Consider the following 21,163-nt stretch of genomic DNA (forward strand, 5'->3'; position numbering starts at 1 on the left):
GCCCGGCCAGGCCCCTGCGGAAGGTCGGGATGCTCAGGGCCGCGGTGAGCACCGTGGCCACGGCGAGGGAGAAGACCATGAGCGAAAGGGATACACCCAGGGCGCCCAGCATCCGCGGCAGCACAGGCTGCTGGCTGACCCAGGACACACCCCAGTCGCCCGTGAGCGCCTTCCCGAACCAGGTGAAGAACACCCCGAACGGCCCGGCGCCCAGACCAAGCTCCTGCCGGATACCGTCCAGTGCGGTCGGGGTTATGTTCGCGTCGGGGTAGCGGGCCTGGAAGATCGACACTGCGGGATCCCTGTTGGACATCCAGGGGAGCATGCCCAGGAAGAAGATCACGGCCATCGCCGAGATGATCCGTGACGCTGTGGGAACCCACTTGCGCCACCTGCCTCTTCTCTGAGGACTTTGCGCGCGTCTCCGAAGGACAGGGACGAGTTGGGTGGAGTTGGCCATGGCTACTCCTTCTGCTCCGTACTGAGATTGTGTGCCATCACCGGACGACCGTCGTGTCGCTGTTGATCAGGAGACGCGCGAAAGGATCGCGGACGGCGCCGTTGACCCCGGAGGCCTCGCCCTGGAGGGCTTGTTCGTATACGATCGGGACCAGGACGTCCTGCTGGAGCAGGGTCGCCTCCACCCCCATGATGGCCTTCTCCCGGTCGGCCCCGAGCTTCAGGGCGGATGCGTTGGCGATGGCCTGGTCGATCTGAGGGTTGCACAGCCGGGCGAGGATGTAGCCTGTGCCCTTGCAGGTGTAGTCGCCCTGGAGGTAACCGACGGGGTCGCCGGTGTCGAGCACGGTCGACCTCGAGCCGATCACCATGTCGAACGCCCCGCCCAGTGCGTCCTTGGACAAGTTCGAATACTGACGGATGTCCTGCTTGACCACGAAGCCGGCCTTCTCCAATTGCTGCTGAACGAGTACGGCGACCTCGGGCAGTTCGGGACGGTCCGTGTAGGTCGCCAGGGTTACCTGCTTGCCCTTCGGGTTGCCGGGGGCGATCGAGGAGGCGGTGTTTCCCCGGAGGTCTTTCGCCCAGGGGATGGCGGGACCGAAGAGCCCGTCCGCCGCGTCGCCGTGTCCTTCGTAGACCCCGGATACGATGGCGTTCACGTCAAGGGCTGCCCGCGCTGCCGCCCGCATCGAGGGGTCGGCGAACACTCCCTTGGAGTTGTTGAAGTACAGCGAGGTCGTCCGAGGCATGTTCACCTGATGCAGCAGCTTGGGGTCCATGAGCGGAATCTGGGACACGGGTATTGATTCGGCAATGTCAGCCGATCCGGACCGCAGGGAGGCGGCGCGCGCCGTGCCGTCGCTGGCGAAGGTGACGTCGATGCCCGCGGCCTTCGCCTTCGTTCCCCAGTACCCGTCATAGCGGTCCAGCGTCGCCGTCGTCTTCCCTCCGACGTTGGTGATCTTGAATGCCCCGGTTCCCGTGCCGACGGGGCTGACGGTACCGTCCGGCTTGTACGCCGCGGCGGAGAGGATAACCAGTTGCGGGTTCGACAGGCGCGCAGGCAGAATCGGGTCGGGGGACGCCGTGACCATCCGCACGGTCATGTCGTCAGGCGTTGAGAGCTTCATGTTAAACCCGTCGAAGGCGATCGGGCGGGATTTTGCGTCGAGGGCCTTCTGCAGCGAGTTGACAACAGCCTTGGCATCGAGCTTCGTGCCATCCTGGAACGTCACACCCGAGCGGATGGTGAACTCCCAGGTCACGTCGTCGATCTGCTTCCACGAGGTCGCGAGCGAGGGCTGGGGGTTCCCCGACGTGTCGAGCTGGGTGAGCGACTCGGCGGTGTCCCATCGCGAGAGGTCGGACGCGTCGTTGCTGTACGGGGAGAGCCCGCCAATGGGAGCTATGGCCATGGCCAGCCGAATGCGGGCGCCCCCGCCGCCTGATGCGTCAGCGGATCCTCCGGCGAAGCATCCGGTGAGGGAAAGAGCGGAGGCGAGCATGAGTGCGCCGGTCATCGTCGAGCGGCGACGTACATGGTTCATCGGTTGGGCCTTTCAGGGGATGGGCTTGATTTTGGGTGTCGGGAATGCTGCGGACGTCCTGCGGAATGGCGTTCAGCTCTCCGCGGCGACGAGCGCCTGGGGGAGGATGTGCAGGGTGGGGATTGCCGCGAGGAGCTCCCGGGTTCGGGGATGCTGCGGAGCGGTGAGCAGTTGGGCTGTCGGGGCGTCTTCGACGACCTCTCCACCGTGCATGACCACCGTTCGGTGACACATGCTGGCCACCATGGACAGGTCATGTGAGACCACCACGATGCCCGTGCCGCGCTCGTCCGAGATGCGGGTCAGGAGGGCGACGATCGACTCCCGCATCGGCAGGTCCAGTCCGCTGACAGGCTCGTCGGCGATTAGGAAGTCGGGCTTGGTGGCGATCGCGCGGGCAATCGCCACGCGCTGGGCCTGCCCTCCCGAGAGCTCGCTGGCGCGGCGCGAAAGGAACTTTTCGTCGAGTCCGACGGATTCGAGCGCCTCCCGCACGGCCTGGTCGCGGTCGCCTGGGACCTTCAGGCGAACCAGCGGTTCGGCCACGAGTTGCCGGACGGTCATGAACGGGTGCAGCGAGCTGGCCGGGTCCTGGGGCACGTACTGCACCCGGCGGCGATACCACTTCAGCTCGCGGATGTCGGCCGGGAACACCTCTTTCCCATCGCAGGCCACTCCCCCGGTGTCGGTGGAGTCCAGCGCCAGCAGGATCTTCAGCAGGGTTGTCTTGCCGGACCCCGAGACCCCCACGATCCCAATCCGTTCACCTGCCGCAATGGCGAGCGTCGTCGACTGCAGCGCAACCTTCATCTCTCGTTGGGTGAACGGCCTCTTGCGAGGCATGGGATAGGCGCGGCTCACCCCGCCAATATCGAAGAAGATCGGATGCCCGGGCGCTTGCACGGCCCGGTCTTCCGCCTGGAGCTTCTCGATGTAGGGCTCGACCGTCGCGGCACGTGCCGCGCGGATCAACTCACAGGTATATGGGTGCTTCGGCGAGGCGAAGATCTTGTGGATCTGCCCCTGCTCGACGATGTCGCCGTCCTTCATCACGACCGCCTCGCTGCATAGCTCGGAAGCGACGGCGAAATCGTGGGTGATGAACAGCAGTGCCGGGGTGTTCTTGCCTGTCGTGTACTTCTTCAGCACGTCCAGGACACGCGCCTGCGTCACGACGTCCAGCGCCGTCGTCGGCTCATCGGCGACCATCAGACGCGTATTGCACGCCAGTGCCAGCGCGATACACACCCGCTGACGCTGGCCCCCGGACAGCTCCGAGCAGAAACGGTTGACAATACGTTCGGGATCGGGGAGCCCCACCGAGCCGGCCAGTTCGATGGCGGCGCTGAGAGCATCCCGCCTCGAGAGGCCCCGATGACGGCGCAGCGGCTCGACGAGCTGATCACGGAGGCGGACCAAGGGATTGAGTGCAACGGCGGAGTCCTGGAACACCATTGCGACGCGTGCGTGGTCCGGTCTCTTCGACACCGGAACGCCCAGCACCTCGACTCCGTTGATGCGGATGCTGCCTTCGGTGACAGCATTTGACGGCAACCGGCCAAGGACTGCGGCTGCGGTGAGGGACTTGCCCGAACCGGACTCGCCCAGCAGGCAGACCCGCTGCCCCTGGGCTACGGCGAATGAGATACCCTTCACGATCTCTCTACCACGAATCGAGATCTTCAGGTCAGTGACTTCAAGAGTGTCCACGATTTCCCTCTGCATTTTCGCGGGGACGCATCATCGTTGATGCCCCGGATCGTTGCTTTAAAGCTAGAAGTGGATAGGACAATTGTCAACACTCAAACAATAAGGCTCTCATTCTGAGTAGGGCGTATTCCCTTGCCACGGCTTGTGTAGAGCGTGGGGACGCGATATGTCGGAGGGGAAGAACACCGTCGGCCAGACGGCGTACGAGAGAAGCGACCCACAGCCGCAGTGGGAAACGCGAAACACGTTTCCCGTCATCATGTGGACATCTTCGCCGCTCACGTGGGCCTAGATGAGTAATTCCGATTGCCCGGAACGGCGGGGAGGCTTTCAAAGTCAAGCGGAGAGTGTTAAACCCGGTATGTGAACCCCGACGTAAACACTCTCCTGACCACACTCTTTCGAGACATTCATCAGCGAAGACCTGGGCGCCCGCATCATCCGTCCGAACGCCAGGACGAGAAGCGCCGCGCTTGGGCAAACTCGGCGGGACCCGGCAATGGATCGAGTCGGTTTTCGACACCCTCAAAGGCCAGCTCACCCTCGAACAACACGGCGGACGCACCCTGAAGGCGTCAAAGCAGGCACCGATGCCAGACTCCTCGCCCTCGCCGCAGCAATCTGGCACAACTGGCGATCGACGCGCCCCGCAAACGATCCCTGACCGCCTACGACCACTGAATCCAATCGGAATTAATCATCTAGGTCGGGGCATGGCCAGACCCGCGCTCAAGTGGGGATGGGTGTTCGTCTGGGCCGATAGCTGCAGACGCCCCGAACCCCCGACGGCTCCAGCCGAGGGTGAGTTCCCTGCCGACGTTAGGAAACCACCGTGCTGTCCGCCCCTGCGACAGGGAGAAGCCTTGCGAGGGCGTCGTCCTTGTGTGCGTCCAGCCGGTCCATCACAAGGTCCCGCTTCCCGTCGCGGATGGCCTCGGCGATTCCCCGGTGCTCTGCGACCCGGACCGATTCGTCCTCGTAGCGCCCCTGGAGGCGACTGAGGCACATTCGCGTCTCGGTCAGCAACGTGGCATGCATCTTCGAGAGCCTGGGGCTTGCGGCCATTTCCACGAGCTTTTCGTGGAAGGCGATGTCGGCTTCAGAGACTGCCGTCTCATCGCCTGAGATCCTGGCCTCATCCATGCGGTCGACGCGCTTGAGCAGCTCCGCTCCAGCCCGGGCGCGATCGCCGTCGGCAAGGATCCCGCCGGCGGCCTTCTCAACCGCTGTCCGCGCTTCGTATATGTCGCGGATGTCGCTGTCGTCGAATTCGGCGACGAAGACGCCCCTGTTGCGGATGCTCACGAGGAGGCCCTCCTGGGTGAGCCGCTGGATCGCCTCACGTATCGGCCCCCTGCTCACGCCGAGTTCCCTGGCGATGTCTGCCTCAACGAGCTGGGCGCCGGGCGCCAGGGTACCCTCGGCGATGTGCTTTCTCAGCTGGGCGGCGATAAGTGACGGCGTGGACTCCTGCACGATGGGCTGGAGCACTCGGTTGGTCTTCATAGCACGCTTCCTGAGGCTTAATCGACGAGTACGTTGTTGTAGACAATCATATGTGGCTAGGCGCGGGAACAGGGACCTTTAGGCCTAACGGGCCCCGCCGTATCGTTCTATTGTTGACAATGTCGTCGCAGTCCCTCACGATGAAAGTAATTAGCGACAAGCAACGTGCGCCAGTCGGCGCCGCTGGGGTGACTCCAGGTGCTGGCCGCAATCTTGAAAAAGAAGGTGAAACGTGACTTCTCTGAGCCCCGTCCTGAAGCAGGCGACGCCCGTGGTCGTAGACCATGCTCTCGGCAGCTGGATCTTCGGCACCGACGGCGAGCAGTACCTGGACTTCACTACCGGCATCGGAGTGACCAGCACGGGCCACTGCCACCCCAAGGTCGTCGCGGCTGCCCGCGAACAGGTCGGCAAGATCATCCACGCCCAATACACGACGGTGATGCACAAGCCCTTGCTTGAGCTGACCGAGAAGCTAGGAGAAGTCCTCCCGGCCGGGCTCGATTCGGTGTTCTACGCGAACTCCGGCTCCGAGGCGGTCGAGGCCGCGATCCGGCTGGCTCGGATGGCGACGGGACGTCCCAACATTGTGGTGTTCCAAGGCGGGTTCCACGGCCGCACCGTGGCCGCTGCCTCGCTCACGACGGCCGGGACGAAGTTCTCCGCGGGCTTCGCACCGCTCATGGCGGGCGTGCACATGTCCGTCTTCCCGCACATGTACCGCTACGGCATGGACGAGGCGAGCGTTGTGGCCTTCGCGCTCAGGGAGCTCGACTACCTCTTCAAGACCCGCACCGCTCCCGAGGACACGGCCGCGTTTCTCATCGAACCGGCGCTGGGCGACGGCGGCTACATCCCCACCCCTCCAGCCTTCATGGACGGCCTGCGCGAGCGGGCCAACCGCCATGGGATCCAGCTCATCTTCGACGAGGTCCAGGCAGCGTCGGGCGCACGGGCAAGTTCTGGGGCCACCAGCACTCCCAGGCGACCCCAGATATCATCGTCACCGCCAAGGGCGTCGCCTCCGGCTTCCCCATCTCGGCGATCGCCGCCTCCACCGAGACCATGTCCAAGGCCTGGCCCGGCTCCCAAGGCGGAACCTACGGCGGCAACGCTGTCTCTGCAGCAGCGGGCGTGGCGACCCTCGAGGTGATCGAGGAGGAGGGGCTCGTCGAGAATGCCCGCGTCCGCGGAAACCAGATGCTGGCCGGGCTCAAGGAGATCCGGGCTCGCTTCCCCGCGATCGGTAACGTTCGAGGCATCGGCCTCATGGCCGGCATCGAGTTCACCGCACCGGACGGCACGGCCGACGCTGCCACCGCCACGGCCGTGCAGCAGGCAACCGTCGAGCAGCGACTCCTGACCCTCACATGTGGGCCGGAGGGCAATGTCGTCCGGCTCATCCCGGCCCTCATCGTGACCGAGGCAGAGATCGCCACTGGACTCGAAAGATTCGAAGCGGCCGTCGCCGCAGTCCTCGGCGCGCCGGTAGCACCGGCAGGAGCCGGTTCCTGAGCCAACGGCCACGGAGTCTCCTCCGCACCGCCGAAAAGCAACTAACCATCCAACTACAGCAACCAAAGGACAAACCCGTGACCATCACCGCCCCGCTCCTGGAAGAGCTCCAAGTCGACCTGTTCATCGACGGACAATGGACCCTTTCCTCATCCGAGAAGCGCTTCCGAGTCGAGAATCCGGCGACCCTCGAGACCCTGGCACATGTGGCAGACGGCACCCCGGAAGACGCCCAGCGCGCCATCGAGGCAGCCGGCGCCGCCCAGGCCTCGTGGGGGAAGACCTCGCCCCGATTCCGTGCCGACATCCTCCGCAAGGCGTACGAGCTCATCCTCAGCCGTGCTGAGGAACTCGCCGCGATCATGACCTCGGAAATGGGCAAGCCGCTCGCGGAGGCCAAGGCAGAAATCTCCTACGGTGCCGAATTCTTCCGCTGGTTCTCCGAAGAGGCCGCACGGATCGACGGCGACACCACGACCTCCGTCGACGGCACCAACCGCATCATGGTGACCAAAGAACCGGTCGGTCCGTCCATCCTCGTCACGCCCTGGAACTTCCCCCTTGCCATGGGCACCCGCAAGATCGGCACCGCCATCGCAGCGGGCTGCACGATGGTCTTCAAGCCCGCCGCGCTCACCCCGCTGACCTCCCTCGCCCTCGCCGCAATCCTCAAGGAGGCCGGGTTGCCGGACGGCGTGCTCAACGTGGTCCCGACCTCCAGCTCCTCATCCGTAGTCGACGTCTGGATGAACAGCGGAATCGCCCGGAAGATCAGCTTCACCGGATCCACCGAGGTAGGGAAGATCCTTCTCCGGCAGGCTGCGGAGAACATCCTGCGCTCCTCCATGGAGCTCGGCGGCAACGCACCCTTCATCGTCCTGCGGGATGCGGACCTCGACCGTGCCGTCGAGGGAGCCATGGCCGCGAAGATGCGCAACATGGGCGAGGCCTGCACCGCGGCGAACCGCATCTACGTCCACCGGGACATCGCCGACGAGTTCAGCCGCCGGTTCGCCGAGCGCATGGAAGCCCTCGTCGTCGGCGACGGAGCCAGTCCCGGCACCCAGGTCGGACCCCTGATCGACCAGAACGGGGTGGAAAAGGTCGAGCAGCTCGTCAAAGATGCGGTGGCGCGCGGGGCCAAAGTCCTCACCGGGGGCTTCCGGCCCGAGGGACCGGGATACTTCTACAAGCCCACGGTCCTGGTCGACGTTCCCGCCGACGCCGAGATCAGCCGGACCGAAATCTTCGGCCCAGTCGCCCCCATCACCGTCTTCGACACCGAAGACGAAGTCATCCACCTGGCCAACGACACCGAATGGGGCCTCGTCGGATACGTCTTCACCCAAGACCTCGACAAGGCCGCCCGCTTCTCCGCAGCACTCGAAGTCGGCATGGTCGGGGTCAACACCGGAATCGTCTCCAACCCCGCCGCCCCGTTCGGAGGCGTCAAGCAATCCGGCCTTGGCCGCGAAGGCGGCCGGGTGGGCATCGACGAATTCCTCGAATACAAATACACAGCCATCCCCGTGCCCGCCCCGCAGGCCTAGCTTAGTCACCAAGAGCAGGGGGCGGCGAGTCCCCGCAGCCCATGTGGCTCACTGGCACTCGCCGCCCCTTTGCTGTGCCCAAACCTCTCGAAGCCTGGCCTCAACGCTCCGGTAGATTGTCACCTCTTCTACAAAATTATTGTTGACAATCCAAGGCGATGTATGTCACACTCTTGGAAAGAGACCGCATGAGCGGTACACCGGGTTCACTCCAGTTCCGGCCCTTCGTACCGCACCCCACCTCAGGGAAGAGGTAGAGAGCGATGCCGACCAGTGGATCACCAACCACTCCGCAGCGATGGCCTTGGATCGTGATCCTCCGCCAGGAAGACGGGTCGCGGCGACGGGCGAACATTGCCCGACAAGCGGAGCCTGGACGACTCAGGCATGGCCGTCCGCCGCCGTCGGCATCCTGAAGGACGAGACTTACGCCGTCCCTCCATAGGGAGGCCGTCGAATGGCAGTACACGGCGGAGCTGAACCCCATTTCGGCTCTCGACCTGGAAAGCGCCGTGACAGGAAAAACCAGTTCGGCATCCCGCGAAGTGCGGGTGTCGGGTAACAGCATTATCAGCGGAAAGGAGCAAGGCCGTGAAATCTAGATCCCGTTTCTCTCACAGGAACAATAATGCGGCCACGTACGTGCATATGAATGAATACCAGAGGCTCGAGCTCGATGAGGACCTCACGGAAGCATCCCTCTCCGGTGTACCCCACCACGAGTGGGTCTCCCTCGAGTCAAATGATCGAGTGACGGTTTACAGGGGCTGGGAATCCCGTTTCAGCGGAACAGTCGACGTCGTCGCCCAAGACGGGTCGGTCTTCTGGGTCTGGGGCGACGAAGGGCGTGGGAGGATTGCTGTCCACGCCGAAGACGACGTAAGGGTGTGGCGTTCGGAGCAGTAGCAGCTGACGATCGACCGCGCGAAACGGAGACACCGAGCCCCGGCTGCAGTCCATGGTCTATGTCAGCCAGAGCCTAACGGTGCCCATCCTCCCCGGCGCCTGCAAGGCCGGCACGCGTACACGGGCAGGGTGACCTCGAGAGGTCTCTCCGTGGAATCGGTGAACGGCTCACCCTTTGGGTGGGGCCTAGGATCAGTGGCAGCCGGTTGGCCGATGATGGACGGGCCAGGGCGGCGATCCTGTTCCGCTCCCCGGAGCGAGAAGCTACTTGTTTGAGCTGGTGATGCCTGCGATACAGCGCTCGGCCAAGACAGTGCACGCAGCCGAGAGGTGGTCCAGGCTGGCGAAGATTGAGAGCGCTATGATCGGTTCGAATGCGTTCCCATTCGGCCGCAGTTGCCCTGCCTCGGCCGCCATCGTGATCGTCAGATCGTTCCCGATCACCTCGAACGCCACTTGATTGACGACTTCGGGGATCACTGGACGTACCTTGCCCTCTGCCGTCCAGGACTCGTCCTGACGCCACGGAAGGTCGATTTGCGCAAGGTCTTCCCCCCTGTGGGACGACAGCAGTGTCAGATCGTTGCAGATCCTAGAGAGCGTGACGGCGTTGTGCCTGAGCGCAGCCGAGAGGAGTACGAACCCGCGGCTGGCCAGATGCGCCTCTACAGGCGTCCCGCTCTCTCGAGCGGGAGAGCGTGATTTCGCGCAAGTACACCCAGAACTTCGACGCGTACCGCGGGTGCCGGTCGATCGCGGTGCCGGGCGCAGTGGCGCCGAGGCTGATCTTGTGCAGGTGAGAGAGCGCCTCACGTATCCGTCGTTGGTCCTCGTCCAGCATCACGGCGTAGCCTTCGAACTCTTGACCCAGGGTCATTGGCGTGGCGGCTTTGCAGCCTGTCCGGCCCATTTTCGATATGTCAGTGAGCTCGATGGCCTTTCGCGCAAGTTCGGCGCGAAGGTGCCCGATCGCCGAGAGGAGCTCTTGGGCACCTTGAATCGAGGCGATTCTTACCGCGGTGGGGTAGACGTCTTCGGTGGACAGGCTCATGTTCACGTCGCTGCTGGGATGAATCACGCTGTAGGAGCCTCGCTCATGCCCCAGCCGCTCGAGCGCACGATTGGCGATCACCTCGTTGGCATTCGTGTTCGTAGGCGCTCCAGCCCCGCCTTGAATGGGATCGACCACGAACTGCTCGCGCAGCCTGCCTTGCTCGATTTCCAGGCAGGCCTGTTCTATGGCGTCCTTCTTCGATCGCTCGATCAGACCGAGATCGAAGTTGGCCAGCAGGGCGGCGCGCTTGATCTGGGCGAGCGCCGTGACAAGCAGTGGATAGGATGAGATTTCCGCTCCGGTGATGGGGAAGTTCTCTACCGCGCGGAAGGTCTGGATCCCCCAATAGACATCGGGGGGGATCTCTCGGACCCCGAGGCCGTCCTTCTCCATCCTGCGTCTTCTCAGCCTCGGCAGGGGTAGTGAGGCGGGTTGGGACAATCGTTCAATCCTTGTCTGGGATCGTTCTGGGTGGGGGAAACGCTGACCTCTCCCAGGAGTCTTATCGGCGGCGTTCTCCAGGGGCTGTCCGGTGATGAATCGGCTCAGGTTCCACTAAGAGCGGGCTCGGGTTGATGAGCTAGATCTCCTGTTCGCCGCTCGGAGCGTGTGCCGCCGGCCACGGTTCACGGTGAGGTTAGGGGTTACCCCGAGAATGCCTCTATTGAGACGCCCGGGCAAGGTCGGCAGAATCCAGGGCGTCGATCATGGATAGCACGGCTGACGTGAATTCCGTCGTCGAGGCGGTGCCGCCGATATCCCGGGTCCGCACGCCGTCCCGGAGCACGGCCTCGAACGCTTCCTGAAGGTGCCGCGCGGCGTCGGCATGGCCGAGATGTTCGAGCATCATCGCCCCGGACCACAGCTGGCCGACCGGATTGGCGAGACCCTTCCCTGCAATATCGGGTGCCGAGCCGTGGATGGGCTCGAAAAGGGACGGGTATTGGCCTCGGGATTCAGGTTGGCACTCGGAGCCAGGCCGATCGAACCGGTCACCGCAGCGGCGAGATCCGAGAGGATGTCGCCGAACAGGTTGGAGGCAACGATGACGTCGAGCGTCCACGGCCGCAGGACGAGATGGGCCGCGAGGGCGTCCACGTGCTCCGTCGTGAGCGCGACGTCAGGGTGAAGACTTACCGTTTCGGCGACGATCTCGTCCCAGAACGGCATCGTGTGCACGATGCCGTTGCTTTTGGTCGCGGACGTCAGCCGCCCGCGGCGGGACGCCGCCAGGGAAGCTGCGTAGTGTGCGGCCCTGGAGACCCCGTGGCGGGTGAAGATGGCTTCCTGGACTGCGCACTCCTGTGGGAGACCGCGGTACATCCGGCCTCCGACTTCGGAATATTCCCCTTCGTTGTTCTCGCGCACGATGATGAGGTTGACCGGGTGCTCGCCGGCCAGAGGTGATGCAACACCGTCGAGGGTCTTGACTGGGCGGAGGTTGATGTACTGCTGGAATTCCCGGCGAATGGGGATGAGCAGCCCCCACAGGGTCTCCGCGTCGGGAACCTCCGGGGAGCCTACGGCGCCCAGGAAGATCGCATCGTGCAAGGCCAGCTGCTGCAGTCCATCGGCAGGCATCATGGAACCCTGCTTCAGGTAGTAGTCCGAGCCCCAGTCTAAATGGGTGAATTCAAGCTTCAGGGAGTGGAGCTCCGCGACCCGCTCAAGGCACGAGATTGCGGCGGGGACCACTTCCTTCCCGATGCCGTCGCCCGCGATGACCGCGATCCTGTGAAGGCTCATGAGGTGCCGCCTATGCCGTGGAGCTCCTGCGTGCGCGCTGCATGGGCGAGGTTGATGATGGTGATCTTGGGCTCGAGGTTCGTGATGGCGCGCCCGACTTCGGCGGATGTGGATTCGCAGACCTGCCAGAGGAGTATGCCGTCCTCGGGGTCCCTGACGTCGAGTGGCATGTTCGCTGTCTGCCATTGTCTTTCGAAGAAGGCTCCTCCGGGGATGCCGGCAGCGAAGCCGCCCAGGGCCGCAGCTTTAGGGCGCGTTTCAGGTACTGATGTGGCTTGCAGCACGGGATGTGTTCTCCTGTCTAGCTGAATCGGTCGTGGACTTTGGCGTATGCACCGATGAGTGGCAGGAACCAGGGCGGACCGAAGTGGCCGGGAACCGGTGGATTCTTGATGCCCCTCCAGACGTTGGCGGACTCGTCGCCTGCCATGTACTGGACCATCTTCTTGCCCATATGGGTCGCCATCTGGACGCCGTGCCCGCTGTAGTTCAGGGAGTAGAAGATGCCGTCGTGGATGCCGGCGTGCACAATCTGGTCCATGGAGAGGTCCACGAGGCCGCCCCAGGTGTAGTCGACTCGGGTGTTGGCGAGGTAGGGGAAGAGCTCGGTCATCGCCTTGTGAAGGATCTCCCCGCTCTTGACGTCCGAGTCCGGGCTCGAGAGGGCGAACCTCGCCCGTCCACCGAAGAGGAGCCTGTTGTCCGGAGTGATCCGGAAGTAGTACGTGAGCATCTTGCTGTCCGAGGCCATCCGGCGGTTGGGAAGGATCCTGTTCACGACCTCTTCGGACAGGGGTTCGGTGACTATGATGAAGCTCCCCACCGGGATGACGCGCCGCTGAAGCCAGGGCGTCGCTGACCCGGTGTATCCGCTCGTGGCAACCAGGACCTGCTTGGCCCTCGTGATCCCGCGGGTGGTGTGGACATCGTGCACGGTTCCCGAGATTCGCTTGAGTTCGGTGACTCCGGCGTTCTCACAGATCAACGCACCGGCGTCGGCGGCTGCACCAGCCAGGCCGTGGACAAACTTTCCCACGTGGAGTCCAGCTCCCATGGGATCGAGCATGGCTCCGTGGTAGAAGTCAGAGCCGATTTCGCTGTGGATGTCCGCCTTCGGAATGACTCGGACATGATGATCGGCCAGCGTGGCAAGCAGTTCCTGCGACCTCAGCATCCCATCGTAGTGGGAGGGGTGGAACGCGAGCGAGAGCTTGCCATAACGGCTGTAGTCGCAGTCGATGCCGTAGTCGCCCACGAGCTTCTCGATGGTGACGATGGCGTCGTTGTATTCAGTAAACATCTCGACGGCCCGCTCGTTCCCGTACCGTTTCACGGCGGTGCCGAAGCCGATGGCCAATCCGGTCGTGGCCATGCCTCCGTTACGGCCGGATGCTCCCCAGCCGACCGTGTGGCGCTCCAGGAGGGCGACGCTGGCTCCCTGCTGGGCAAGCTCCAAGGCTGCAGACACGCCGGTGAAGCCAGCGCCGATGACGGCGACGTCGACGTTCTCGGGGACCGGCGTGCGCCGGTAGTCCCCGGACGGTTCGGAAGTGTCCAGCCAGTAGGGCGTGAGTTTCATGGTGTGACTTCTCTCTCCTTTGTGGCGGCTCAGAGACCGAGGTGCTTGTTGAGCTCGTCGAGCGAATAGACGGTCGTGTAGTCGTAGCCGGGGACGTCCGGGTCGTAGCCGCGGTCGAGGTAGATCATGTTGGGGAAGCCAAGGTCGTGCATAGGCATGAGGTCGTAGCGCGTGTGCGAGGAGACGTGCAGGAAGTCCTCGGGCGAGGCGTTCAAGGTGTCGAGCATGTACTCGAACGCCTGGTAGCGGGGCTTGTAGGCCTGGGCCTGCTCGGCCGTGTAGACCGCGTGGAACTCGGCTCCGAGCCTGGGGACGCTGACGTCGAGGAAGGAGTCGTCGGCGTTGGAGAGGATGACGAGCTTGTAGTTCTCACCCATGAGCTTGAGTGGGGCAGGCACATCATCGTGCGCGACCCAGGACCGGACGGCTTCGCCGAATTGAGCGCCGGCGCCCTCGACGGGTTCGAGCCCCCACCGCCTGCTCACACGGTTGAAGGAGTCCTCGAGGACCTGCTCATACGGCTGGTACTCGCCGCAAATCTGGTCGTAGCGGTAGCCGCGGAACATCGCCTTGAACTTGGGCCACTGCTCCTCGCTCAGCCGTCCTGCGAGCAGGCGACGGGTGGTGGAGTCGACCGCGAAGTCGATCAGCGTCCCGTAGCAATCAAAGGAGATGTACTCCGGCCGGAAGTTCGTCTGTGCCATGGTGTTCGTCCTTTTCATCAACATTGATCGAGGGCCCTGTCCGGAGCTCGGCAGTCGGCTGAAGGCGTGATGCGCTCTCGCAGCGCGATGGACTGTAGATCGACTCTAGGAGGCCTATTGTAGAATGTCAACAACCTGGCATATAAGAACAGACCTTTGTCATATTCGCAGACTGTTGACAATCCTCTGTTCCCAAGGTTTCAATTGGATCAGACTGCCGAGACGAGACCCAAATTGGCGCCGAGCGCTCGTCGCAGTCCAAGGTGTCCAACCGCAGTGCATCTTTGCATCCGCCCCAGGCTGTGCGTGTCCAGACAGATCAGGACTGCGCTGAAATCATTCGAAGGGAAGCACTATGAAGATCGGAAGCAAGATCCTCTCTACAACCGCGGCGTTGGCCGTCGTCGCGACACTCACTGCATGTGGAAACGCGTCCGTCGCTTCGCCACCAGGAAGTTCGGCGTCATCCAACGACTCTGACATCGCTGCCAACGTCCAGCCAGACCCCGCCGCGGTGAAGCTGCTGCCGCAGTCCTACAAGGACAAGGGCGAACTCACAGTGGCGATGGACCTGCACTATCCCCCAACGACGTTCCTCGCTGCGGACAACAAGACGCCCATCGGCCTGAATCCGGACATCGCACGTCTGCTCGCCGCGAAGCTGGGCCTCAAGGTCGAGTTCGGTAATGTCGTCTTCGACACCATCATCCCGGGCATCCAGGGTGACCGCTACGACTTCACGGCGACCACGATGTCCCCCACCCCGGAACGGCTGAAGGTCCTGGACATGGTCAACTACTTCGACGACGGCAACTCAGTGGCCGTGGCCGCCGGCAATCCGCTGAAGCTCAGCAATGAAACCCTGTGCGGCAAGAACATCGCAGTCACGGCGGGCTCGACCGGCCAACTGAAGCGTCTGCCGGCACTCTCGGAGCAGACCTGCACCTCCAAGGGCAAGCCAGCGATCAATGCCGTGGCACTGCCGAACGTCAATGAAGCGCTGACCCAGCTCGCGTCCAAGCGCATTGACGGCATCCTCTACGACACGCCCTCCCTCGCGTGGGCGGCGAAGCAGCAGCCCAATGCCTTTACCGTCCTCACTCCCCAGATCAACGTCGGTTCCAGCAACGTCACGGCAATCGGCCTGAAGAAGGGTTCGGCGCTTACGCCCGCCCTCCAAGCTGCGATGCAGTCAGTGCTGGACAGCCCGGAATACAAGAAGTCGCTCGCGAACTGGGGCGTCTCGGACGGTGCCATCACGAAGGCCACGCTCAACTAGGGAGGCTCTTATGCTGCAGAGCATCAGTCACGAAAGCGAACACAAAACGAGGGGGGCGGATCCGGCATTCAAGGCGCGCCTGCGGCGCAGAAGCGCCTTCGAATACGCAGCATGGATCGCATGCCTCCTGTTGGGCGTGGGTGTCCTCTTCTCGGTGTCGACGAACCCGAACTTCCAGTGGAGCGTCGTGGCGACGTACTTCACCGACCAGTCCATCCTCAACGGCCTCATGCTCACGATCTTCCTCACGGTCGCCACCATGCTCCTGGGGACCCTGCTGGGGCTGCTGCTGGCGATCATGCGCTCCTCGAAGGTCAAGCCCGTTGCGCTCATGGCAGGGGTCTATCTCACCCTGTTCCGCGGCACCCCTGTGCTGGTGCAGCTGATCTTCTGGTTCAACGTCGCCGCGCTGTACCCGAACCTGAGGATCGGCATTCCGTTCACGGATATAGGGGTGCCGCTCGACGTGAACGCCGTGATGTCGCCCATCACGGCCGCGCTTGTGGGCCTGACGCTCAACGAAGCCGCCTACATGGCGGAGATCATCCGGGGAGGCTTCGCGACGGTCGGCACGGGCCAGATCGAGGCTGCGGACTCGCTGGGAATGAGCACCTGGACGAAGCTTCGAAAAGTCATCATTCCGCAAGCCATGCCTTCCATCATCCCTGCCACCGGAAATCAGTTGATCGGGATGTTCAAGGAATCCTCGCTCGTGAGCGTGCTGGGAGTCGCCGAGCTTCTGCAGAGCGCCCAGCTCATCTACGCCCGCACCTACGAGACCATCCCGCTGCTGATCGTGGCCAGCCTGTGGTACCTCCTGATGACGCTCGTCCTGAGCTATCCCCAGTCGTTGCTCGAGAAGAAGTATTCACGCTCCACGTCAAGACTCCCGAGGAAGGCGCGCAACGTGGTGCTTACAGATCCGGAAGGAATTGCACGATGAGAGCAGACGGCACCATCCATGCCCGCAGCATTCGCAAGTCCTTCGGCTCCAAATCCGTGTTGAAGGACATTGACCTCGACATCGCCAGCGGCGAAGTCAGCTGCATTATCGGCCCGAGCGGGTCCGGCAAATCCACGCTCCTCCGGTGCCTCAACGGCCTTGAGACGGTTGATTCGGGCGTGCTCAAGGTCAATGGAGAGGACTTCGGCTACGACGAAACCCCCGCCGCCTACCATGCCCTGAGCCGCAAGCGGCTCGCGGAGCAGCGCACCCGGATCGGCATGGTATTCCAGCAGTTCAACCTCTTCCCCAACATGACCGCCCAGGAGAACGTCATGTCCGGCCCTGTCCTGGTCAAGGGAGCCGACAAAAGGCAGTCCGCCACGCGGGCGCAGCAGCTGCTCGCCAGCGTAGGACTGAGCGGATTTGGCGATAGCTATCCTGCACAGCTTTCCGGAGGGCAGCAGCAGCGTGTGGCCATTGCTCGCTCCCTGGCCATGGACCCGCAGATCATGCTCTTCGACGAGCCGACAAGCGCGCTGGATCCCGAGAAGGTCGGCGAAGTGCTGGCGGTCATGCAGGATCTCGCCAGCAAGGGCATGACGATGGTCGTCGTCACGCACGAGATGAACTTCGCGCGAGAGGTATCCGATTCGCTGCTGTTCATGGATGACGGCTACGTGGTGGAGCGCGGGGACGCCAGGGAGATCCTCGGCAATCCCCAAGAGCGCCGTACCCAGGCTTTCCTCGAGAAGGTGCTCTGATGGGCGCTATCGCAAGACATGAGCCCCCGGGTGGTGAACCCTTGTTGCAGGGGCGACCCACCGCGGAAGTGATTGCCGATCACCTCCGCGAACAAATAGTGCTCGGCGTGTTCCGTCCGGGGCAGCAGATCAACGAATCCGTTCTCGCCGCACAATTGACAACCTCAAGGGGCCCCCTGCGGGAAGCGTTGCAAAGACTCTGCCAAGAAGGATTCCTGATCAATTGGCGCAATCACGGAGTCTATGTATTGGAGCTGACAAAGGAGGACGTCAAAGAGATCTACGCGGTCCGTGAGGCAATAGAGCTATCGTCGGCGAGCACCTTGCCGGACGGCGAACAAGAGAACATCGATGACACGATCCGCGTGCTCAAGCAGATCGTCGGGGAGATGGCGAAGCACGTTGCACTACCCGACTGGCAGGCGTTGGCCCGCTTGGACATGCAATTCCACACCACCTTCGTTGCCGCATCCGGGAACTCACGACTCATACGGATCCACCAGACCGTCGCAGCAGAAAGCAGGATGTGCATCTTGAATTTGGATGTGTCCTATCCCCGCGGCGACGTCTTGGTCCGGGAGCATCAAATGATCATCGATCGGCTTGACGAGCGCGATCGGCGAGGACTACAAGAGGCAATCACGCAGCACATGCGCAAGGCCGTCGAGGATCTGACCCCAGGACGGGCGCCCCAAGTCCGCACCTGACTGATCCTCCCAATCCCATCCGAACAACTTACTCACGCAAAACGGACCATCAACAGCCCCGCAAAACAACAACATGCCGTTACGTCGATGTGCGGCAGGAAAAGAAATGGAGAAGAAGAATGACGAACTCGACCGGAGATATAACGACAGAATGGGCTAGGGGCATGCACCCCGAGCCCCAGGGAACTGCTCTTGCCGCCAAACTCAACTGGCTCCGCGCGGGCATCCTCGGCGCCAACGACGGCATCGTGTCCGTCGCGGCGGTCGTGGTCGGCGTGGCGGGCGTCACCTCGAACACCGGCCCCATCCTGGCAGCAGGCATGGCTGCCCTAGTCGGTGGGGCGATTTCGATGGCCCTGGGCGAATACGTCTCAGTCAGCAGCCAGAGCGACAGCCAGAAGCATCTCATAGAGAAGGAGCGCCTGGAGCTCCTGGAGAAGCCCGAGGAAGAACTCGCCGAACTCGTGGGCCTCTACCGCGGCAAGGGCCTGTCCGAAGGCCTCGCCACCAAGGTGGCGCAGGAGCTCACCACCCACGACGCTCTCGGCGCCCACCTCGACATCGAGCTGGGCATCGATCCCGAGGAGATCGTGAGCCCCTGGCACGCGGCCCTCGCCTCGGCGGTCTCCTTCCTGTGCGGCGCCGTGCTCCCCATGCTGGCCATCCTCCTGTTCCCCCAGGCCATCCGCGTCCCGCTCACGTTCGCGAGCGTCCTTGTAGCCCTCGTACTCACCGGAGCCCTCGGCGCATGGATCGGCGGCGGCTCGCGGACGCTGGCGTCAATCCGCGTGGTCATCGGCGGCGCCATTGCGCTCGCGACGACCTTCGCCCTGGGCAGCCTGCTCGGCACGACGGGAATCGCCTGACAATCCACGCTGGTCGCCAAGCAACAGGGAAACCATGAGGTTCCGCCTGTACATGATCGTCATGCTCCTGATCCTTGTCACGGGGATCATCAGCACCATCATGGCAAGCAGCCCGTCAGCATTGGCGGTCGGGCTGGCTTCGATCTCTGTCGGAGGCGGAGGACTATCTTCGGGAATCGTTACACGACTAGGCCGCCGGCCTTGAGATGCTTATCCCTCATTCTCGAGCCGGCCACCGTGTTCGGTGCTGACGTCGGTTTCCCTTGACAAGAAGCGCCCCATCCAAGTGTCTGCAGGCAGTCCTCCGACGATCGCGGGCAGGCCCCGCGATTCGCTCGCGGTCGCCATCCTGGGCTTTTTCGTGGTTGTCTTGGACGCCAGATCGTCACCGTCGCTCTGCCAAAGATCGGGAACGACCTCGGGGTCAGCCTGTCTGGTCTGCAATGGATTGTCACCAGCTACACGCTGATGTTCTCCGCGCTGCAGTTGTTCTCGGGACCTTCTCCGACCGGGTCTGGGCTCGCGGCGCCTACGGGCTGGGCATGGTGCTGTTCACGTCCGCTTCGGCTGCATGCGCTTTCAGCCCGGCCCTCCCGGCCCTCATCGCCGGTCGTATCTTGCAGGGCATCGGCGCAGCGATGATCACCCAACCTCTCTGGCGCTCATCCGGGAGGCTCACCGCGACGTGACCCGTCGCGGACGGGCCATCGTGTACTGGGGCCTAGGCGGCTCTGTCGCTGCGGCGGCGGGACCGGTAATCGGCGGAGTCCTGACTCAGCTCGACTGGCGGCTGAACTTCTTCGTGAACCTTCCCGTCGGCGCGGCGGCCCTCCTCATGCTCTTCCGCACCGCGCCCTCGCCTCGGCGCCCGAGGCCGTTCGACTGGTTCGGTCAGGTCAGCGCCGTCCTGGCCCTTTCCAGCCTGACCTACGGGATCATCGAAGGCGCTGCGGTCGGCTACGAGAGTCCCGGGATCCTCATCCTGTTCGGGGTGTGTGCCGCGTCGGCGGTTGCGTTCGTGCTGGCGCAGGTCCGAGGGGAGCATCCCATGGTCCCCTCGGACCTGTTCCGTTCGCCCACGGTCTCCATTGCCCTGGCGATAGCGCTTGTCACCATGGCCGCCTTCTACGGGGTTGTCCTCGTCCTAAGCCTCTACTTCCAGCAGCAGCGCGGCGCCACACCGCTGACAACGGGGCTGCTGTTCCTGCCGATGACCGGCCTCGTCGCCCTCCTCAACCCCCTGACGGCCCGGCTGATGGTCCGCTATGGGAAGATAGCCATGATCGTCGCCGGCCAACTGCTCCTGGTCATGGGCCTAGTCGGCCTGTGGCTGCTTACGGCCGATTCTCCGACCCCGCTGGTGGCGCTCGTGATGGTTCCGGTCGGCGTCGGCGGATCCTTCACCGCGCCACCGATCGTCGCCCTCGTCCTGGACCACGTGACGACAGAAATAGCAGGGACGGCGAGCGGTGTGATCAACACCGTCCTGCAACTCGGCGGCTCCCTCAGTGTCGCTGTCTATGGTGCCCTGCTCAACGGGCACGACTTCACGGACGGGCTCCGTCTGGGCCTGGGCGCCACCGTCGTCGTCCTTGTCCTCCTCGCAGTGTCTCCGCCGCTCCTGAGCGCACGGTGACGCGGGGACTTCACAAAGGATCCGCCCGAAACCAACAATCGTTGACAATCGATTAAGGCCATGAGTAGTATCGATAGACAATTAGATCGTCGACAATATGCGTAGAGCAGTCGCGACGCTGGAGGATCCACCGCATTCGAACCAACCCAAGGCCGCCCCCAAACGGCTTACCCTCGAGAATCAATTGGCCGACCCGTACGGCCCTTTTGGAAATTCGCCAGCTGAGAGAACAGAGCGGGAGGCGGATAGGCATATTGGCTGGCTGTCCCCTCAACGCTGCGAAGGCATAGGAGAGTCAGGCCATGCCGGTGCATCGTCCGGGAAATGGCGCGAGCGCCGCATCGTTGTGGCCATGGAGGCACCGGCCTTCTGGCATGAGCAAGAAAGCAAGGAAGGTGCAGTTGTGATTCGAGTTGAGCCCCCGATGAACGGGCCAGATGGTGCGGCCGGTCCCCCACCGCCGCCGGAGAACCCGTGGGCGCGCAGTCTATGGCTTGACGGGGTGGTCCAGGACCTGACGCCGAGGGAGGAGCTCTCCGGGGACTATACGTGCGATGTCGCGATCGTCGGCGCCGGTTTCGGCGGGCTGTGGACGGCGTACTACCTCAAGAAGGCGGACCCGTCCCTGCGGGTCACCGTGGTCGAGGCCGAGATCGCGGGATTCGGCGCAGCCGGCCGCAACGGCGGTT

The 21,163-nt window shown here is 63.5% G+C and carries 17 protein-coding genes and 4 pseudogenes; 11 read left to right on the forward strand and 10 right to left on the reverse strand.

Annotated features, from left to right (window positions below):
- The 3 genes and pseudogenes from AHiyo1_RS25010 to AHiyo1_RS19790 form a co-directional block, all read right to left on the reverse strand.
- Window positions 1-460 (reverse strand): annotated as a pseudogene (locus AHiyo1_RS25010) (hypothetical protein); the annotation flags it as partial.
- Window positions 461-497: 37 nt separating this feature from the next.
- Complete coding sequence (locus AHiyo1_RS19785; protein WP_172465662.1) at window positions 498-2,009, reverse strand: ABC transporter substrate-binding protein; 1,512 nt, start codon at window positions 2,007-2,009, stop codon at window positions 498-500.
- A 72-nt stretch (window positions 2,010-2,081) separates the two neighbouring features.
- Entirely contained in the window at window positions 2,082-3,719 is a 1,638-nt protein-coding gene (locus AHiyo1_RS19790; RefSeq protein ID WP_172465663.1) for an ATP-binding cassette domain-containing protein, read from the reverse strand.
- A 400-nt stretch (window positions 3,720-4,119) separates the two neighbouring features.
- Between AHiyo1_RS19790 and AHiyo1_RS27355 the strand changes: the two are divergent.
- A pseudogene (locus AHiyo1_RS27355) lies at window positions 4,120-4,400 on the forward strand (IS982 family transposase); the annotation flags it as partial.
- Window positions 4,401-4,538: 138 nt separating this feature from the next.
- Here the strand turns inward: AHiyo1_RS27355 and AHiyo1_RS19800 are convergent.
- The gene (locus tag AHiyo1_RS19800) at window positions 4,539-5,225 is read right to left on the reverse strand and encodes a GntR family transcriptional regulator (protein ID WP_059389705.1); all 687 of its coding nucleotides are present in this window, start codon (window positions 5,223-5,225) and stop codon (window positions 4,539-4,541) included.
- Window positions 5,226-5,457: 232 nt separating this feature from the next.
- Between AHiyo1_RS19800 and AHiyo1_RS19805 the strand changes: the two are divergent.
- The 3 genes and pseudogenes from AHiyo1_RS19805 to AHiyo1_RS19815 all read left to right on the forward strand — a co-directional run bounded on the left by AHiyo1_RS19805 (window position 5,458) and on the right by AHiyo1_RS19815 (window position 9,196).
- A pseudogene (locus AHiyo1_RS19805) lies at window positions 5,458-6,740 on the forward strand (aspartate aminotransferase family protein).
- A gap of 77 nt (window positions 6,741-6,817) precedes the next feature.
- Window positions 6,818-8,290 carry an NAD-dependent succinate-semialdehyde dehydrogenase gene (locus AHiyo1_RS19810; RefSeq protein WP_216363265.1) on the forward strand — a complete coding sequence of 491 codons (1,473 nt, stop codon included), beginning with the start codon at window positions 6,818-6,820 and terminating at the stop codon, window positions 8,288-8,290.
- 591 nt (window positions 8,291-8,881) lie between these two features.
- Window positions 8,882-9,196: a hypothetical protein gene (locus AHiyo1_RS19815; RefSeq protein WP_172465664.1), complete on the forward strand. Its 315-nt coding sequence runs from the start codon at window positions 8,882-8,884 to the stop codon at window positions 9,194-9,196.
- Window positions 9,197-9,460: 264 nt separating this feature from the next.
- Here AHiyo1_RS19815 and AHiyo1_RS25745 read toward each other — a convergent pair whose 3' ends face one another.
- The 6 genes and pseudogenes from AHiyo1_RS25745 to AHiyo1_RS19840 form a co-directional block, all read right to left on the reverse strand.
- The gene (locus AHiyo1_RS25745; RefSeq protein ID WP_059389707.1) at window positions 9,461-9,676 is read right to left on the reverse strand and encodes a hypothetical protein; all 216 of its coding nucleotides are present in this window, start codon (window positions 9,674-9,676) and stop codon (window positions 9,461-9,463) included.
- Between the two features lie 112 nt (window positions 9,677-9,788).
- Window positions 9,789-10,643 carry a lyase family protein gene (locus AHiyo1_RS19820; RefSeq protein ID WP_059389708.1) on the reverse strand — a complete coding sequence of 285 codons (855 nt, stop codon included), beginning with the start codon at window positions 10,641-10,643 and terminating at the stop codon, window positions 9,789-9,791.
- A 268-nt stretch (window positions 10,644-10,911) separates the two neighbouring features.
- Window positions 10,912-11,996, reverse strand: a pseudogene (locus AHiyo1_RS19825) (tartrate dehydrogenase).
- On the reverse strand, window positions 11,993-12,280 hold the full coding sequence (locus AHiyo1_RS19830; protein WP_059389709.1) for a hypothetical protein: 288 nt from the start codon (window positions 12,278-12,280) through the stop codon (window positions 11,993-11,995). The pseudogene AHiyo1_RS19825 and the gene AHiyo1_RS19830 overlap by 4 nt, the downstream one beginning before the upstream one ends.
- 17 nt (window positions 12,281-12,297) lie before the next feature.
- Window positions 12,298-13,575: an NAD(P)/FAD-dependent oxidoreductase gene (locus AHiyo1_RS19835; protein WP_059389710.1), complete on the reverse strand. Its 1,278-nt coding sequence runs from the start codon at window positions 13,573-13,575 to the stop codon at window positions 12,298-12,300.
- Between the two features lie 29 nt (window positions 13,576-13,604).
- Window positions 13,605-14,279, reverse strand: coding sequence for a haloacid dehalogenase type II (locus tag AHiyo1_RS19840; RefSeq protein ID WP_059389711.1), 675 nt, complete (start codon window positions 14,277-14,279; stop codon window positions 13,605-13,607).
- A gap of 355 nt (window positions 14,280-14,634) precedes the next feature.
- On the opposite strand from AHiyo1_RS19840, the gene AHiyo1_RS19845 reads away from it, so the two are divergent.
- The 7 genes from AHiyo1_RS19845 to AHiyo1_RS25015 all read left to right on the forward strand — a co-directional run.
- The gene (locus tag AHiyo1_RS19845) at window positions 14,635-15,558 is read left to right on the forward strand and encodes an ABC transporter substrate-binding protein (protein ID WP_059389712.1); all 924 of its coding nucleotides are present in this window, start codon (window positions 14,635-14,637) and stop codon (window positions 15,556-15,558) included.
- A gap of 10 nt (window positions 15,559-15,568) precedes the next feature.
- Window positions 15,569-16,501 (forward strand): amino acid ABC transporter permease, encoded by a 933-nt coding sequence (locus AHiyo1_RS19850; RefSeq protein WP_059389713.1) that lies wholly within the window; start codon window positions 15,569-15,571, stop codon window positions 16,499-16,501.
- Window positions 16,498-17,265 (forward strand): amino acid ABC transporter ATP-binding protein, encoded by a 768-nt coding sequence (locus tag AHiyo1_RS19855; protein ID WP_059389714.1) that lies wholly within the window; start codon window positions 16,498-16,500, stop codon window positions 17,263-17,265. The genes AHiyo1_RS19850 and AHiyo1_RS19855 overlap by 4 nt, the downstream gene beginning before the upstream one ends.
- Window positions 17,265-17,972 carry a GntR family transcriptional regulator gene (locus AHiyo1_RS19860; protein WP_059389715.1) on the forward strand — a complete coding sequence of 236 codons (708 nt, stop codon included), beginning with the start codon at window positions 17,265-17,267 and terminating at the stop codon, window positions 17,970-17,972. The genes AHiyo1_RS19855 and AHiyo1_RS19860 overlap by 1 nt, the downstream gene beginning before the upstream one ends.
- A gap of 119 nt (window positions 17,973-18,091) precedes the next feature.
- Entirely contained in the window at window positions 18,092-18,838 is a 747-nt protein-coding gene (locus AHiyo1_RS19865) for a VIT1/CCC1 transporter family protein (protein ID WP_445286242.1), read from the forward strand.
- 571 nt (window positions 18,839-19,409) lie between these two features.
- Window positions 19,410-20,474 (forward strand): MFS transporter, encoded by a 1,065-nt coding sequence (locus AHiyo1_RS19870; protein WP_275937083.1) that lies wholly within the window; start codon window positions 19,410-19,412, stop codon window positions 20,472-20,474.
- A 502-nt stretch (window positions 20,475-20,976) separates the two neighbouring features.
- Window positions 20,977-21,163, forward strand: a 187-nt coding sequence (locus AHiyo1_RS25015) for an FAD-dependent oxidoreductase (RefSeq protein WP_253257488.1), incomplete at its 3' end; no start/stop codon positions are given.

The sequence above is a fragment of the Arthrobacter sp. Hiyo1 genome (genome assembly GCF_001263615.2).
Lineage (GTDB): Bacteria > Actinomycetota > Actinomycetes > Actinomycetales > Micrococcaceae > Arthrobacter.

Bases quoted from the DNA above. Each gene is read 5' to 3' on its own strand.
- AHiyo1_RS19785 (WP_172465662.1), bottom strand. From the start codon at position 2,009: ATGAACCATGTACGTCGCCGCTCGACGATGACCGGCGCACTCATGCTC.
- AHiyo1_RS19800 (WP_059389705.1), bottom strand. From the start codon at position 5,225: ATGAAGACCAACCGAGTGCTCCAGCCCATCGTGCAGGAGTCCACGCCG.
- AHiyo1_RS19820 (WP_059389708.1), bottom strand. From the start codon at position 10,643: ATGGAGAAGGACGGCCTCGGGGTCCGAGAGATCCCCCCCGATGTCTAT.
- AHiyo1_RS19835 (WP_059389710.1), bottom strand. From the start codon at position 13,575: ATGAAACTCACGCCCTACTGGCTGGACACTTCCGAACCGTCCGGGGAC.
- AHiyo1_RS19840 (WP_059389711.1), bottom strand. From the start codon at position 14,279: ATGGCACAGACGAACTTCCGGCCGGAGTACATCTCCTTTGATTGCTAC.
- AHiyo1_RS19845 (WP_059389712.1), top strand. From the start codon at position 14,635: ATGAAGATCGGAAGCAAGATCCTCTCTACAACCGCGGCGTTGGCCGTC.
- AHiyo1_RS19850 (WP_059389713.1), top strand. From the start codon at position 15,569: ATGCTGCAGAGCATCAGTCACGAAAGCGAACACAAAACGAGGGGGGCG.
- AHiyo1_RS19855 (WP_059389714.1), top strand. From the start codon at position 16,498: ATGAGAGCAGACGGCACCATCCATGCCCGCAGCATTCGCAAGTCCTTC.
- AHiyo1_RS19860 (WP_059389715.1), top strand. From the start codon at position 17,265: ATGGGCGCTATCGCAAGACATGAGCCCCCGGGTGGTGAACCCTTGTTG.
- AHiyo1_RS19865 (WP_445286242.1), top strand. From the start codon at position 18,092: ATGACGAACTCGACCGGAGATATAACGACAGAATGGGCTAGGGGCATG.
- AHiyo1_RS19870 (WP_275937083.1), top strand. From the start codon at position 19,410: ATGCGCTTTCAGCCCGGCCCTCCCGGCCCTCATCGCCGGTCGTATCTT.